The sequence below is a fragment of the Hymenobacter oligotrophus genome, from assembly GCF_003574965.1.
Classification (GTDB): Bacteria; Bacteroidota; Bacteroidia; order Cytophagales; family Hymenobacteraceae; genus Solirubrum; species Solirubrum oligotrophum.
In genome coordinates this window covers 3,607,442-3,623,103 of the sequence record NZ_CP032317.1, presented here as the reverse complement: position 1 = coordinate 3,623,103, position 15,662 = coordinate 3,607,442, and the positions used below count along the sequence as shown (strand labels likewise).

Sequence of the window (15,662 nt, the reverse complement as noted above, 5' to 3'; positions counted from 1 at the left end):
CGAAGGAGCAGCGTTGAGCGCCCAGGGCTTGCTTCCTAACAGAAAAAACAACAAGCACCACAGCCAGCAACAGCGTGAAAAGGAAAGCGACATATATGCAAGCGGCAGAGCCCGATCAGAGGCACGCACCACTGGCCTGATGGCCTAATAGCGCAGTGACAACGGGCATCTAAAGATAATACATTACCGATGCTTGCCTCCCTGACTTCTTGATTTCCTTCGGCTTATCTCCTTTTAATCTGTCAGATTTCAGGTATTTATGTTCCTGTCATTCCTCGCATCCAACACCAACCCGTTGGCTAGCAAAACGTCTGCCGCACCGCCAGGACCTGTTGGTTGCGGTGTTATAATGAGGCCCCACCGGCCAACACGATGGCTGGTGGGGCCAAGCAATTTTTGCAGTTTTTACTTAGCGTATTTGCACCTGACGGCTAATGGTTTCGCCGCCTGCAGTTAAGCGCAGGGTGTACAAGCCGCTGGGTAGCTCACGTACATTGAACGTAGCGGTTTGGGGCTGACGGCTAGCGGGCATCCGCACCTCGCGCACCACGCGGCCATTCAGGTTAAGTAGCTGGATGTGCACGGCCGGCAGGGGCGGCACTTGCACCGAAAGCTGCACCGTGGCCGGGTTCGGGAATACGCTCAGCTCATCCCAGTTAAAGCGCAAGGGATTGGCCCGCGGCGCCAAGGCAGCCAGGTAATTGGTCGGGCCGTTGGCGCTAACGGCATCGGCCCCAAACTGCACCTGCCCCGAAAGCGTGCCGCCTAGGTAAATGCGCAGCCCGGGCGCCACGGCCACGTCGCGGATGTTGCTCTGGCCACCACTGGCTTGCTCCTGCCACAGAATTGTGCCGTTGGCACGCAAAGCCAAAACCGTAGCCGCATTGTTGGGCCGCGTAAGCCCCACCACTACCCGCGCGGCACCACCGTTCGAGGTAGGTACCGTAGCCACTTCAACCGGCGCATTAGAGGCCGCGTCGCCCACCGAACGGATCCACTCGGTGCTGCCGTTCGGCCCAACGTGGATTACATAGCCCACTGAACCGGAGCTAATGTTGAGCGAGACGCCTCCAAAACTCACGTTGCTTCCCGCTTGGCCACCGATGTAGCTGCTGCCCGCCGCATCCACGGCCAAGGAGCTTGCGCCAGTGCCCGCACCATCGCGTACCCACAACGGCGTGCCCGTTTGGTTTGCGAGCTTAGCCAGAAACGTATTGCCGTTGCTGCTGACATCGCCCGTAAAGCTAAAATTGCCAAACCTGAACGGCCCGAAGTAGCGGCCGAGCACATACACGTTGTTTTGGGCATCGGTAGCAATGTCGTCGGCGTTGGCACTTAGGGTGCTTTGCCCGCCCACTATCCAGCGGGTTTGGCCAGTTGGGCCCAGCGACAATACGAACATGCTGCGGCTACCCGTGCCGAACGTGCTGCCATTACTTAGGTCGAAGCCGCCATTGGTGCTGCCCGATACGTGGGTGTTGCCCAGCAAATCGGAGGCAATGGCATTGCCAATTGTGGCCGGGCTAACGCTGCCAGCCCGTACTACCCACTGAATGCGGCCACTGTTGGCCAGCTTAAGAACCACCATTCGGATTCCTGTGCCCGGCTCGCCGGGCTCGGAGCCAGATACCCCCATCAGATTGCCACTGTAGCTGCCCACCACGGAGGCCTCCCCCGTCTGCGGGTTCACGCTAATGTCGGTACCGCTGGCACTGCTGCTGCCGCCGCTCATAAAAGGCGCGGCACCTAGGGAAGTGGCCCAATCGAGTTTGCCCTCGGGGCTAAAGCGCGCCACCAGCAAATCGGTGCCGGTGCTTTGGGCTGTAAACTGCTGGCCGCCCAGCGTAATGGTGCCGCTGAAGCTGCCCGTAACGTACACGCGACCCACGGCGTCGGTGGTTAAGGCGCTTACGGTAAAGGGCTGGGCCTTGGCCCACTCCCACTGCGGCTGCGGTTGGGCCAGTACGGGCAGCGCGGCTAACAAGCAAAGTAAAGCGAATAGAAGAAGGCGTACTTGTTTCATTGCATACTCGATGTAGATAAAACGAAACCATCGTCAGCCACGAAGCACCCCGGCTGGGTGCCGCGCAAAGCCCGCCGCGCGGATCGACTTTGCCCCGAATAATTCACTAGCTAGCGGCACGAAAGACGAACAAAAAATATACTTTAACAAATATTAAATATAATATATACAGCTCAACCATTCGCAATGGTCGCGCTTGTGCTTTGCCCTTAATGGTACAAAAATCAAGCGCCCGCAGCCGTTGTACGGCTGCGGGCGCTGGCAAACAATGGCTGACCGGGCTTACTCGGGCTTCGTGAAAATGGCCGACACCCAATCGTTGCGGGTGCGCATCGACTGGTAGCGGAAGCCTTCCTTTTCGGCCGCCGCGCGGATGAGGTGCATATCCTCTTCGTAGAAGCCCGAGAACAAAATAGGGCCGCCGGGCCGCAGGTAGCGGTAGTAGGCGCCCATATCTTCGAGCAATACGTTGCGGTTGATGTTGGCCAGGATGATATCGAAGGGCTCTTCGCCGTCGAGGGCCGAAATGTCACCTAGGCGCGCTTCTACTTTGTCCTGCACGTTGTTTTCCTGGGCGTTGTCGGCGGCGTTTTCGGCCGTCCAGGGCTCCACATCCACGGCCAGCACGTAGTTGGCGCCCAGGTGCACCGCCATAATGGCCAGGATGCCCGTGCCGCAGCCCATATCGAGCACGCGCTTGCCCTGGTGGTCTACGGTCAGCTGGTTCTCAATCATCAGGGCCGTGGTGTTGTGGTGGCCGGTACCAAACGACATGCGCGGCATAATCACGATGTCGTAGGGCAAATCGGGCCGCTCCGGGTGGAAGGGCGCGCGGACCGATACCTGCTCGCTGATTACCAAGGGCTCGAAGTTTTTTTCCCACTCGGTATTCCAGTTCTGGCGCGTAATCACGCGGCTATCGGCGGTGGGGTGGCCGCTGGGCCAGGTGGCGTACTTGGCCAGCACCTCCGACACGGCTTCCTGGTTAAAGGCGTCTTCGGTGGTGTAGGCGCAAAAACCTTCGTCGTTGTCTTCGAAGGTGTCGAAGCCGACTTCGCCCAGCTCGGCAACGAGTATATCGGTAAGGTCGGCCGGGGCCGTTACGCGCAGTTCTATAAAATCCATGATGCGGATGAGATTCTGAATTCAGCTACAAGCAAAACCGGGCCCCGCCCCGTTTCGGGTGCAAAGATGCGGCAGGTTTTGCGGGGTTCGTAAAAAAAGCCGCCCCGGCTTTAAACCGGAGCGGCTGAATGCAGGACCTAGGGCCCGCCAAATGTTAACCTTAGTTTTGGCGGCAACCCGCAAACGAGCGCACTTTGGTGTAGAAAATGCCGAAATCGGCAAAGGCGCGATTATCGGTTACGAGCACGGTGTAATCGGCAAAGTCGCGGGCATCGGTGAGGTACCACGTGCCGGGCTTGTCGGCGAAGAGCTTGTTGGCCTCCTGGTATACCACAAGGCTGGCGTAGGCATCGTGCTGCTCCACAAACACCGTGGCCGAGCAATACGCCCGGCGGCGTGGGTCGCGCTCGAGGTAAATGCTGCCGTAAATTTTGCACGGATCGACGTAGCCGCCGCGCTGCTGCGCCGCCGCAAAAGGCACCCTAGGTGTGCTGGCGGGCGGCAGCCAGAGCAAAGCCGATACGAGAGTAGCCAGGAGCATATAATTGGATGGAGTTGCTGCCGGTACCGACAAGTACCACGCCAGTTTGGTTCGGGCCTAGGTGCTTAATGCAACGCTTGCTAAATGACCCCTTATACAAATGTAAGTGAGTTTACCAGACCAATATTTTTAGTCGGTAAACTCACTTACCACTCGCAAAAACAGCTAACGTAGGCTGTTTTCGGCGTTTAGAACGACTTGATGATGTCGGTAAAGTCGCGCGATTTCAGCGAAGCACCGCCAATCAGGCCGCCGTCTACGTCGGGCTGCGAGAACAGCTCGCGGGCATTTTGGGCGTTGGCCGAGCCGCCGTATAAGATGGTGGTATTCAGGGCCGCTTCGGCGTCGTAGGCGCGGGCAATTTGCTCGCGGATAAAGGCGTGCACCTCCTGCGCTTGCTGGCTGGTAGCGGTTTTGCCGGTGCCAATGGCCCAAATAGGCTCGTAGGCAATTACCACGCGCTCAAACTCTTCGTTTGAGAGGTGAAACAAGCCGTTTTTCAGCTGGCTGGCAATGAAGTTGAAGGTTTCTTCCCGCTCGCGGGTTTCGAGCGACTCGCCCACGCAGAAGATGGGGCGCAGGCCGGCCGCCAGGGCAGCCTTCAGTTTCTGGCTCAGCAGCTCGTCGTCTTCGCCGAAATACTGGCGGCGCTCCGAGTGGCCCAGGATAACGTACTCCGCACCTACCGAAGCCAGCAACTTGGCCGAAACCTCGCCGGTGAATGCACCGCTCTCTTTTTGATGGCAGTTTTGGGCACCTAGGTGAATGCGGCCACCCTCGGGCAGCAGGCGGCCTACGATGGGCAGCAGCGGGAAGGGCGGCGCAATTACCACCTCCACGTCGGAGCCGGTTGCTTCGTCCTGCACCATGTTCACGATTTCCGAAACGAGGGCCTGGCCGTCCTGAAGAGTCATGTTCATCTTCCAGTTGCCGGCAACGATGTTCTTACGCATAGAGTGGGAGGGAAATATCTGACGAGGTACAAAGAAAAGCATTTGAGCTGCACCCACCGGCGCGGTTGCCCTAGGTGCCCCAAAAAGAGCAACCCCGCCGGCGGGCGGGGTTGCGACACAGAAAATCACAAGAACGGCCAGGTAGCAGCAACTAGGCGCATCAGCTTAACTGCCCATTGCCCAGTACCACGGCCCTCTCCTACTCCCCGGCGCGGTTAGGGGCTCGTCGGCGGTTTGCCAGCAGCACGCCCACGGCGCCTACCACCACGGCCGCAGCCAAAGCTACCCAAGCCAGCTCGGGTATTTCGGCGCGGCGAGCGGCCCACACCCCTACCAAGCCCCAAGCCAGCACCAACGGGTACACTGCATCGCGGAACGCGTTGCTCATTATTAAGCCCAATGCTACCACCACGGCCAGCAATGCCACGCACAGCACCACGGTTGCATTCATGGGAGTTTCCCAACCAAAGTCGCGGAGCGCCAGCGTTAAGTTTATCACCGTGGCTACCGATATCCAGCCCATAAACAACGACACCGGCCAACTCGAGAGCTTTGCCGATTGGCCGGCCAGCACCAGGCGCCGGGCCCGGCCGTAGGCCAGCACCAAGGCACCTAGGGTTAGCAGCATGAGGGCAGTGCACAAGGCAATTAGCTCGTAGCCGAAGCAGACCACCCACGCTGCAGCGGCAAGGTTGGCTACCGCAAGCGGACGGGCCACGGCATCGGGCAACGGGTTGTTGCGCTGGGCGGGCAACAGCTGCCACACGGCGTAAATAGCTTCGGAAAGAAAAATCAGGCCCCAAATGCTAAAGGCCCAACCGGCCGGCGTGAGCGGCGTGGGGTACTGCGCCGACACCGCACCCATGTTTTGGCCATTGGGTGGGCTAGCGTTCCACCAGTAGTTCAGCCCGATGCAGCCGAAGATGGCAGCGGCAGTTAGCCAGCGCCAAAGGTGGCTGGCAGCGGGTGCTTCGGCCCGGACGCCAGCAGATGCGGGGGAGTGAAGTGCATTTGCCATACCTATTGCAACAAGCAACAGCCGCAATGTTTTAGCGCTAAGGTTACATGGGCAGCAAATGCCAGGCAAGGCTTACCCGATGCCTGCTGGCCTGGGCCAGCTGCGCACCACCTAGGCTGGCGTTGTAGCCGTACAGTAAATTTAGCATGCCGCCGCCGCTTAGGCCTAGGGCTGGCGTAAGTATTAGCTGCCCGCCGCGCCCGTTGGTGTAGTACCCAGCCGATGCCTCGGCGCACAGCAGGCGCCAGGTAGCAAAGGCACCTAGGCGCACCCCGTACCAAGAGCCACGCCCTGCCACCCGCACATCGGCTGCGAGGTACTGGCCCGTTGCGCGCAGCTTGTTGCCCGGCATCATACGCATGTTCAGCCGGCTCACGCCAGCGCCCACAAACGCCTTGGGCTGCCCGGCAACGCTGATTCGGGGCACCAACAGTACCTCGGGCTGCGGATGGACCGAGGCCTGACGGGCACTATCGGGTGCCTGCGCCAATACCGGTGCGGTGGCCAACAGCAGCCCACCCAACAACCTAACGTGATGCATAACCCAACATGCTTAAGTGGAGCGCCCGCCTAGGTCCGGCGTTGGCCGGAACCGCAGGCAGCCGTGGCCACAAAGCACAAAAACGCCGCCCAGCTCATCAATAGCATGATGATGTGGGCGGCGCTTGAGCTAGTGCCTAGCTCGGCGGCTTGGCTTACAGCTTTTCGGCCAGGAAACGCGCCGTGTGGTTTTCGTCCTTCAGCTTGGCAAATGCCTCGGGCGTGCCCTCGAACAGCAGGTGTCCGCCGCCGGTGCCGCCTTCGGGCCCTAGGTCGATAACCCAGTCGGCGGCCTTCACGATGTCCATGTTGTGCTCAATGATAAGCACCGAGTTGCCTTGCTCCACCAGCGCATTCAGGGCCGTGAGCAGTTTGTTGATGTCGTGGAAGTGCAGGCCGGTACTCGGCTCGTCGAACACGAACAGGATTTTATCGGACTGCAACGTGGCGCCTTTGGTCAGGAACGACGCCAGCTTAACGCGCTGGGCCTCGCCCCCCGACAAAGTGTTGGCCGATTGACCTAGGCGGATGTAGCCCAGGCCCACCTCGAACAACGGCCGCAGGCGTTCGGCTACTTTGGGCTGATCGGCGAAGAAATCTAGCGAGTCTTCCACGGTCAGCTCCAGCACCTCGTCGATGCTCTTATCCTTGTACTTCACCTCCAGAATATCCTGCTTGAACTTGCGCCCGCCGCAGGCCTCGCAAGTCAGGTAGATATCGGCCATAAACTGCATCTCGATCTTCACCTGGCCTTCGCCCTGGCACACCTCGCAGCGGCCGCCCTCGATGTTGAAGGAAAAGTGCGAAGGTTTGAAGCCGCGGGCCTTGGCCAGCTGCTGATCGGCAAACAAGGTGCGGATGGCGTCGTAGGCCTTCACGTAGGTTACCGGGTTCGAGCGGCTGCTTTTGCCAATGGGGTTTTGGTCGACGAACTCCACGTGCGATACCGCGCCTAGGTCGCCGCCGAGCTTATCGAACTTGCCGATGCTCTCCGACGAGGTACCGCCTAGGTGCCGCGCCAGCGCCGGGTACAAAATGCGCTTGATGAGCGTGGACTTGCCCGAGCCCGACACGCCCGTAACCACCGTCATCACGCCCAGCGGAAACTTCACCGTGAGGTTTTTAAGGTTGTTTTCGCGGGCACCAATTACCTCCAGCGCGTTGCGCCACGGCCGGCGCACTTTGGGCACGGCCACCTCCAACTTGCCGCTGAGGTAGCGCCCGGTGTAGGTGTTTTCGTCCTGCAGAATTTCGGGGTACGTGCCCTGAAACACCAGATTGCCGCCGCCCGAGCCCGCCTCGGGCCCGATGTCGATAATTTGGTCGGCCACTTCCATCATCTTCTCCTCGTGCTCTACCACCACCACGGTGTTGCCGAGCTGCTGCAACGAGCGCAGCACGCCAATGAGCTGCTCGGCGTCTTTGGGGTGCAGGCCGATGCTGGGCTCATCGAGCACGTACATCGAGCCGACCAACGCCGAGCCCAGCGAAGTAGCCAGCTGAATGCGCTGCGACTCGCCGCCCGACAAGGTGTTCGACAAGCGGTTGAGCGTGAGGTAGCCCAGGCCTACGCGCACCAGGTAGCTCAGGCGGTTGTGCACCTCCGTTACCAAGCGGTCCGACACGGCCTTTTCGTGCTCCGTGAGCGAAAGGTTCTCGAAGAAACCTAGGGCGTCGCGGATGGGCAGCAGCACCAGGTCGGCAATGTTCTTGCCGGCCACCTTCACGTACTGCGCGTCTTTGCGCAAGCGCGTGCCGCGGCAATCGGGGCACACGGTGCGGCCGCGGTAGCGGCTCAGCAGCACGCGGTACTGAATCTTGTGCGTCTGCGTCTGAACCCACTCGAAGTAGTCGTGCAGGCCCTGAAAGTGTTTGTTGCCCTCCCACAGCAGGCGCTGCTCGGCCTCGGTCAGCTCGTTGTAGGGACGATGAATGGGAAAATCGAAACGGATTCCGTTTTTCAGCAGCGGCTTCAGCCACTCGCTCTGCTTTTCGGTGCGCCACGGGGCAATGGCGCCTTCGTACACCGTCAAGGTTTTGTCGGGTATCACAAGGTCCTCGTCGATACCCAGCACCGAGCCAAACCCCTCGCAGCGCGGGCAGGCGCCGTACGGGTTGTTGAAGGTGAAGAAGTTGACGTTGGGCTCCTCGAACACGATGCCGTCGAGCTCGAAACGGTCGGAAAACGTGCGGGTTTCAGATTGGTTGTCAGTTGTCCGTTGTGAGTTGCCAGCGTTGTTCTGGTTTTCCCCTTCTGACAACTGAGAACTGGCAACTGACAACTTAACGACGCAAGTACCGTGGCCTTCGAAGAAGGCGGTTTGCACCGAGTCGCTGAGGCGGAACTGCAGGTCTTCGTCGCCGGGCTGAATTACGGCCCTATCGATCATGATCTGCACCTCCCCTTCGGGCTCGGGCTGCCCTTCGGCTAGGAGGTCTTCGATAAAAGCCATTTCGCCGTTTATCACCACGCGGGCGTAGCCTTTCTGTAGCAGCAGGTCGAGCTCTTTGCGCAAGGGCCGGCCTTCCTCCGAGGGTATCAGCGGGGCCAGCACCATGGCGCGCGTGCCCTCGGGCAAGGTGAACAGGTAATCGACCACGTCGGACACCTGGTCTTTGCGTACCTCACGGCCCGAAACGGGCGAGTACGTGCGGCCCACGCGGGCAAAAAACAACTTTAGGTAGTCGTATATCTCGGTGCTGGTGCCCACCGTCGAGCGGTTGTTGCGCACCGTTACCTTCTGCTCGATGGCAATGGCCGGCGAAATACCCCGGATGTAGTCGACATCGGGCTTGTCCATGCGCCCCAGGAACTGGCGCGCGTAGGAGCTCAGGCTTTCCACGTACATGCGTTGGCCCTCGGCGTAGAGCGTATCGAACGCCAACGACGACTTGCCCGAGCCCGACAGGCCCGTAACAACGATAAACTTGTTGCGCGGGAAAGCCACGCTCAGGTTTTTGAGATTATGAACGCGCGCGTTCTTGATAATGATGAACTCGCGCGGATCGAGCTGATCGATCGGATCGGCAGCCGGAGCGGCTACCTGCAGGTTGTCCTGGGCCATAGATTCCTCTAACACCCAATCCTACCTCTTAGGTTTCGGCTAACGTGGTTAGAGGATTGGGGCAGCGAAGGTACAACGGGGCCGAATGCGTTTGGTACGAACGTGGTAGATTGCTCCGGACTGCCAAACACGCCTGCTGCCAAACCTTGCATTTATTGCTGCTGGCCGTTAACGAATACCCTCACCCGACACCCGCCCCACCGTTATGCTTATCCGCGAAGCTCATCCGCACGACATCAAGCAAATGCAAGTGGTGCGGCACGCGGTAAAGGAAAACGTGCTGTCGGACCCCGGCCTTGTTACCGACCAAGACTGCGATGAGTACATCTGCCGCCGCGGCAAAGGGTGGGTTTGCGAAGTTGATGACCGCGTTGTGGGGTTTGCCATTGCCGACTTACAAGACCAAAACATTTGGGCTTTGTTTGTGGACCCGGAGTTTGAGGGCCGCGGCATTGGGAAGCAGCTGCACGATTGCATGCTGGCCTGGTACTTCGCGCAAAACCAACCTAGGGTATGGCTGGGCACAGAGCCCAACACGCGCGCCGAGCGTTTTTACCGCCGCAACGGGTGGCAAGCGGTGGGCCAGCACGGCAAAGGCGAGGTAAAGTTTGAGATGCAACGCGCCGACTGGCTGCGCCTGGGAGCCGCTTACGTAGGCAAAACCGCGCCGGCCAGTAGCAGCTAGTTAAGGCACACCCCGAATTTTCTTCTGAGTTCAACCAACCTCGGCAGTATTCTTACGTATGGGGCTTCGCCAAGAATACTTAATTTTGGTATTCTCCCAGAATAAAGCGTGCTTAGCCCCGCTCTGCCAAGTACTTTATTGAACTTTATGAGGAATTTTTTACGCCTTCAGCCGTTTTTGTGGTTTTTGCTGCTGCTGCCCTTGCTTGGCACAGCCGCTAAATACAACCCCGCCGACTCGCCCCTAGGTGGCCAATGGCGCGGCGAGCTAAAGGGGACCGGTGGCACCTCGGAGTTGGTAATAACCATCATTCCGCTAAGCAACGGCACACTCTACGCCACCCTCGACGTGCCCAAGCAGAAGATTACCCGCATGCCCGTGAAGGTAGCCGTCAAAGGTGCCGACGTAACCATGCGCATCGAGGAGGCCGGCAGCCGATTTACGGGCAAGCTTGCCGCCGATGGCAAAAGCATGAAGGGCACGTGGTCGCAGCCGGGCCTTACCTCGCCCCTAGTGCTCGAGCGCTCGGCGGGCTCGGTGCTGAACGCGGCCACTTTTAAGCCCGCCGCGCCCTACCGCGAAGAAGAAGTGGTGATTCCGAACAAAGTGGATAAGCTCCGCCTGGTGGGCACGCTCACGATGCCGCAGGGCCGCGGGCCGTTTCCGGGCGTGGTGCTAATTTCCGACTCGGGCCCGCAAGACCGCAACGCGGCCGTGGATAACTACCGCATGTTCAACATCCTGGCCGACTACCTCACGCGCCGGGGCGTAGCCGTGCTGCGCTACGACGACCGCGGCGTGGGCAAATCGACGGGCAGCTACCAGCAAGCCAACACCGCCGACCTGGTTTCGGACGCGCAGGCTGCCATGGGCTTTTTGCGGGCGCATTACAAGGTAAACAAAACGCAAGTGGGCATGATTGGTCACGGCGAGGGCGCGAACATTGCCCTGCTATCGGCGGCCCAGCCCATTGGGGCACCCAGCTTTGTGGTGTCGTTGGCGGGCAGCGGGCAATCGGGGTCGGAGTTGTTGCGCCGGCAGCAAACCGAGATTATGCGCCTGATCGGCTCGACGCCGGCCCAGGTGAGCGCCGCGCTGCAGCTGCACGAGCGCATGCTGAACATCATCCGCGAAACGCCCAACAACGACTTAGCCCGCGCCAAAGTGGCCGCCATGCTGCGCATGAGCAACGCCGACATCGACTTTACCATGGTGCAGGCCCGCGCCACGCAGCTAACCTCGCCGTGGTACCGCTTCTTCATCGATTTCGACCCCAAAACCCGCTTTTCGGGTGTGAAATGCCCGGTACTGGCCCTCAACGGCACCGCCGACCTGATGGTATCGGCCAACCGCAACCTGCCGCTGCTGCAAAAGGGCCTGCGCGCCAAAGGCAACAAAAAAGTGGAGGTGTACAAGCTAACGGGCGTCAACCACTGGTTCCAGTCGGACCGCTCGCAGTGGCCGCTGGTAAACGGCGACATTCAGCCCACCTTCTCGCCCCGGGCGTTGGTGCTCATCCACGGCTGGATTGCCAAACACAGCGCCAAACCCGTGGAGCGCCCTGCCTCGCCGCAAGTGGCCAAAACCAAACTAGGCCTGCGCAGCAAAGCAAAAGCTGCCCAAGCCAGCACCGCAACGCAAAGAGCCGCCAATTAGGCGGCTCTTTTTTTATGCACCGGCCCCAGCCCGCAGGACAGCGTTTGCGGGTGGACTACCTAGGGTTTTAAAAGCGAATGCCAGCAGCGTAGCCCACCCAACCCAGCACGCGCGTGCCGGCATCGCCTTCGTCGAGCCACAGCTTGCGGCCTTCGGCGAGGTTGGAATACACCCGCTGCTCGGTGGTATCGTAGCGCTGCGTTACCAGCACGCTCACGGTGGGTCCGAACACGATGCGCAGGTGCCCGTCTTTTTTGAAAGGCGCGACACCCAGGAGCAGGCGCAGCTGGCTGTCGAGGTTTAGGTCGCGCGTCCAGCCGCGTTGCTCTTCGTTTACGTGCATGGCTACGGCATCCAGCGCCACGCTCAGGCGCCGCCGGGCCCATACCTCCGAGCCCAGGCCGTACCCTAGGGCCCAACGCCGCGGCTTGCTGCCGAAGCCCGCATAGGCACCCGTGAAGAACGTGTAAAACGCGGCCGAACCGCCCAGCTTAAGGTTGGCGCTTACGGGCCACACTTCGGAGTTGATTACCTCCACGCGGTGGTAGCCGTGGCGCACAAAATTTATTGGGGCAATGCTCACGCCATCTACCGAATCGGCCACGTTCAGGAGGCCAGCCAGTTGCACGCCGTGCACAGTGCCAGCTACGTTCAGCAGCCCCGCCGCCTGGCCGCCGCGTACCTCACCTAGGGCCACGTTGAACAGGCCCGCCGCCTGCACCGTGGGTTTGCGGCTAGGCGCTGCATCGGTGGCCGGGGCTCCTGCATCGGCTACGATGGGCAGTTTCTTGGTTGGGCCAACGTAGTTGAACAGGCCAGCCGTTTGGGCACCGGCTACGGGCCGCGCGGCTACGTTAAGCAAGCCTGCGGCTTGCCAGCCACGGCCACCGCCGCCCAGCACGTTCAGCAGGCCTGCCCCCTGAAAGCCATCCAGGTGCTTGCCCACGATGTTGGTCAAGCCGGCTACCTGCACACCGTCCACGGTGTCGCGGTCGATGTTGAACAAGCCAGCCGCCTCAAAGCCTTCTACCCCGGCCGAGTAGCCACCCAGCACGTTGATGGACAAATTGTTCACCGTTTGGCCGCTGCGAAGCCCATTGGAGCCCAACGGACCTAGGAAAGAAATTTGGGCCGGCTGCTTGTAGGTGGGGCGTGCGGGCTCCTCGCTTTCTGTAGCGGCAGCCGGTGCCGCCGCCGCAGCAACCGAATCCTGTTTGGCCACAATAGGTTTAGCCTCAGTGGTTGCGGATGGCGTAGCAGCCGTTGGCGGACTAGTGGTTTCGGGTGTTGTGGCCGGGGCAACTTCTGGGTCGAGGCTTCCTGCGCCACCAGCAGCAGGGCTTGGGTTATTCGGCTTGACAGTGGAGGCCGTTTGCGCGGGTGTTGCCGTTGCGTTCTTAGCCGGCGAAGCAGCCTTGGTTGGCGTTTTGCCACCACCTGCATTGCCGGCTTTGGTGGCCGTCGATTGGCCCTTGGCGGTTTTGGCTGGCTCCTTCTTCGGGGGTGTGGCCTTGGCTGGGGGCGCTGGCTTGGCGGCCGGCGCGGCGCCAGGCCTATCGGCGGCTTTGCCCGGCTCCGACCTAGGCGCTGCCTCATCGGGCGCGCGCTCGGTTACGGCTTTGCTGACGGTAGTAGTCGTGGCAGCTGGCGCTGTTGCCGAAGTTGGTTTGGCAGCAGCCGATCTGGGCGCGACGGGGTGCAGCACCAGCTGGTCGCCTACCAGTTCGTAGCCAATGTTCTTATCGCGCAGCACTTCGCCCAGCACCGTACGCAACGGCTGGTTGTTGGCCGATACCGTTACGGGTTGCTTTAAGTTCAGGGCCGTGTTGCTGTACGATATGCGCACGCCGTACTGCCGGCGCAAGGTGCGCAGCACCGATTCGAGCGGCGCTTCGTTGAACGTAACCGTAACTTTGCGCTCGAGCACCGAGCCGCTTCGGGCTTGGGCCATGGCGGGCTCGGTAGCCAAGGCGCACAGCATGGCAGCCGCCAGGCATATGCGGTTTCGCATAGCAGACATGGATCTGGAAGTCTGTTGGAGGATGAGATAGGGCTACTGGCAGCCCGGTCCGTCAAGGGTATAGCCGTCGGCGGTTTGCGAAACCGACAGGTTAGCCGACAGGCTGACGACGCGCAGCACTTGCGGCAATTGGGCCTGTTTGAAGTTGCCCGTAAAGCGGCAACGGGCCAGTTCGGGCTTGCTTAGCTCCACGGGTGTGCCGTAGTAGCGGGTAAGGGTTTCGGCCACCTGGCCGAGGCTCTGGTTGTCGAACACCAGCTCATCTTGTTGCCAAGCCCGGAAATTGGGGTCGACGATGGGCTTTTGCACGGCTACGGCCGGGGCCGATCGCCTGATAACACCGCGCAGCCCCGGCGTAAGCACCACCGAGTCCTGCACCGTTACGCGCTGCCGATCGGGGCTGAACGCCACGCGGCCCGTTACCACCGAAACCTCCACCGAGTCTTCGGCCGAGTAGGCGCGCACGTTAAAGGAAGTGCCCAGCACGCGCGTGCGGGTGTCGTTGGCCAGCACGGTAAAGGGCCGGCCGTGGTCTTTTTTGATTTCAAAGAAAGCCTCGCCCTGCAGCTGCACCACGCGGCTGTTTTCGTTGAAATCGGCGGCGTAGCTGAGCGTGGAGTTGCGGTTTACCCACACGCGGCTGCCATCGGGCAAGGTGCTGAGCTTGCGCTCGGGGCCGGCGGCTACCGTTACGGTTTCGGCCGAGTTGCGGCTAAGCAAGAAGGTGCGGGCCACAGCCCAAACGCCTACCAGCAGCAGCACGGCCGCCGCAACGCGCATCCAAGTTTGGCTGTTGCCCCACATGGGCACAACCCTAGGTTCGGGGGTTGGCAAGGGCGGGGCTACCGAACTTTTACCTAGGGCTTTTATGCCCGCGGCCGCGCTAAAGCGCTGCCAGGCTTTATCTACATCGGCTTCGCTGAAAACCTCGGCCGTGGTGCCGCCCCGCTCCCACGCCCGGGTGGCATCGGTAAGCACGCGCAGGCGGCTGGGGCGCGCCGTTAGCCAGCGGTGCAGTTCCTCTTGCTCCGACACGGAGGCTTCGCCCGCCAAATGTTTGGCGAGTAGCTCCCAGGGGGCTTCCGTATCGGGGTAGAGGTCGGGCATGGTGGCGGAGAATCGGGTATTAAGTTGGTAATTTTTGCCGATTAGCGCGTTATAGCGCGGACTGCAAAGCCCGCGCTACTGCTATGGCGTGATGGTGACCGTAGCCGAGCGTACGGCCGTACCGGCAAAGTAGCCCACGGCTTTCGGCCCGTTCGGATCGACGTTGACGATGTTGGTGCGCACGTTGGCGGGCGGCGACGAGAACATGCCTACGTTGTTGATTTGCGTGAACATTTCGGTCAGGAAGAAATAGTAGTCCCTGGGCAACGAGAGCACCTCTACCCGCACCCGGTCGCCGATGCGGAAGGGACGGTCGGTCATTTCTACGTCGCCGATGTACTTGCCGTCAACCAAGGCATCGTCGCGCACAATCAGTTCGTCGGGGTTGTTGCGCAGCGTGTCGTTCTGGTACAGCTTAAAGCGGTAGTAGTCGCCCACGCCGGGCAGCTCGGGGCCGTTGTAGAGCACGTAGTACCCATCGCGCCAGCCGGGTTGGCCCACCTTGTGCTGCTGCTCGAACCGGTCGATTTGGGGCACGCGCTTGATTTCGGTAGCGGCGCGGTACTCCTGCCCATCGGCCTTAATGGTAAGCGTGTACTGGTTGCCGATGCGGCCGCGCAGGCTGCTGGTTTGGTACACGCCGGGGGCCGTTTCGCGCAGGGTTTCGGTAGCGCCCTGGCTATCCGAAATAGTGAGTTCGGCGCCGCGCACGGCCAGAGGCGTTTTGTCGTCGAAGTAAGCCCCGGTGCGCGTCAGGCGAATTTCGTAGGGGCCGGGTTGGTCGGTAATGTTGCCTTCCACGGCCAACTGCGACTCCGGCTCGGGCAGCTCAACTTGCACCACATCGGTGCAGCTGGCCAGCGTACCTAGGGTTAGGGCTACAGCGGCAAGAGAGAAAAAACGGGCGAGCATATTGCTAGGCGGCCGCA

The 15,662-nt window shown here is 60.8% G+C and carries 12 protein-coding genes; 2 read left to right on the top strand and 10 right to left on the bottom strand.

Going from position 1 to position 15,662, the window contains the following annotated elements:
* Positions 1-409 precede the first annotated feature (409 nt).
* The 7 genes from D3Y59_RS15585 to uvrA all read right to left on the bottom strand — a co-directional run bounded on the left by D3Y59_RS15585 (position 410) and on the right by uvrA (position 9,265).
* Positions 410-1,984 carry a T9SS type A sorting domain-containing protein gene (locus D3Y59_RS15585; protein WP_162910833.1) on the bottom strand — a complete coding sequence of 525 codons (1,575 nt, stop codon included), beginning with the start codon at positions 1,982-1,984 and terminating at the stop codon, positions 410-412.
* Positions 1,985-2,305: 321 nt separating this feature from the next.
* Positions 2,306-3,148 (bottom strand): 50S ribosomal protein L11 methyltransferase, encoded by an 843-nt coding sequence (gene prmA / locus D3Y59_RS15580; protein ID WP_119445886.1) that lies wholly within the window; start codon positions 3,146-3,148, stop codon positions 2,306-2,308.
* A gap of 160 nt (positions 3,149-3,308) precedes the next feature.
* A complete protein-coding gene (locus tag D3Y59_RS15575; RefSeq protein ID WP_240410399.1) occupies positions 3,309-3,689 on the bottom strand; it encodes a DUF6150 family protein in 381 nt (126 codons plus the stop codon).
* Positions 3,690-3,877: 188 nt separating this feature from the next.
* Positions 3,878-4,642 carry a triose-phosphate isomerase gene (gene tpiA, locus D3Y59_RS15570; protein ID WP_119445884.1) on the bottom strand — a complete coding sequence of 255 codons (765 nt, stop codon included), beginning with the start codon at positions 4,640-4,642 and terminating at the stop codon, positions 3,878-3,880.
* A gap of 199 nt (positions 4,643-4,841) precedes the next feature.
* Positions 4,842-5,660, bottom strand: coding sequence for a hypothetical protein (locus D3Y59_RS15565; protein WP_119445883.1), 819 nt, complete (start codon positions 5,658-5,660; stop codon positions 4,842-4,844).
* Between the two features lie 43 nt (positions 5,661-5,703).
* Entirely contained in the window at positions 5,704-6,201 is a 498-nt protein-coding gene (locus D3Y59_RS15560) for a hypothetical protein (RefSeq protein ID WP_162910832.1), read from the bottom strand.
* A gap of 154 nt (positions 6,202-6,355) precedes the next feature.
* On the bottom strand, positions 6,356-9,265 hold the full coding sequence (gene uvrA / locus D3Y59_RS15555) for an excinuclease ABC subunit UvrA (protein ID WP_119445881.1): 2,910 nt from the start codon (positions 9,263-9,265) through the stop codon (positions 6,356-6,358).
* A gap of 205 nt (positions 9,266-9,470) precedes the next feature.
* Here uvrA and D3Y59_RS15550 point away from each other — a divergent pair, with 205 nt between their 5' ends.
* Positions 9,471-9,950 carry a GNAT family N-acetyltransferase gene (locus D3Y59_RS15550; protein WP_119445880.1) on the top strand — a complete coding sequence of 160 codons (480 nt, stop codon included), beginning with the start codon at positions 9,471-9,473 and terminating at the stop codon, positions 9,948-9,950.
* A gap of 147 nt (positions 9,951-10,097) precedes the next feature.
* Complete coding sequence (locus tag D3Y59_RS15545; protein WP_162910831.1) at positions 10,098-11,606, top strand: alpha/beta fold hydrolase; 1,509 nt, start codon at positions 10,098-10,100, stop codon at positions 11,604-11,606.
* Between the two features lie 67 nt (positions 11,607-11,673).
* On the opposite strand, the gene D3Y59_RS15540 is transcribed toward D3Y59_RS15545, so the two are convergent.
* From D3Y59_RS15540 to D3Y59_RS15530, 3 genes are all read right to left on the bottom strand, one after another.
* Positions 11,674-13,617: a DUF4974 domain-containing protein gene (locus tag D3Y59_RS15540; protein ID WP_162910830.1), complete on the bottom strand. Its 1,944-nt coding sequence runs from the start codon at positions 13,615-13,617 to the stop codon at positions 11,674-11,676.
* 42 nt (positions 13,618-13,659) lie between these two features.
* On the bottom strand, positions 13,660-14,733 hold the full coding sequence (locus D3Y59_RS15535; RefSeq protein ID WP_119445877.1) for a FecR family protein: 1,074 nt from the start codon (positions 14,731-14,733) through the stop codon (positions 13,660-13,662).
* An 81-nt stretch (positions 14,734-14,814) separates the two neighbouring features.
* Positions 14,815-15,645, bottom strand: a complete 831-nt coding sequence (locus tag D3Y59_RS15530) for a DUF4249 domain-containing protein (protein ID WP_119445876.1) — start codon at positions 15,643-15,645, stop codon at positions 14,815-14,817.
* Between the last annotated feature and the right edge of the window lie 17 nt (positions 15,646-15,662).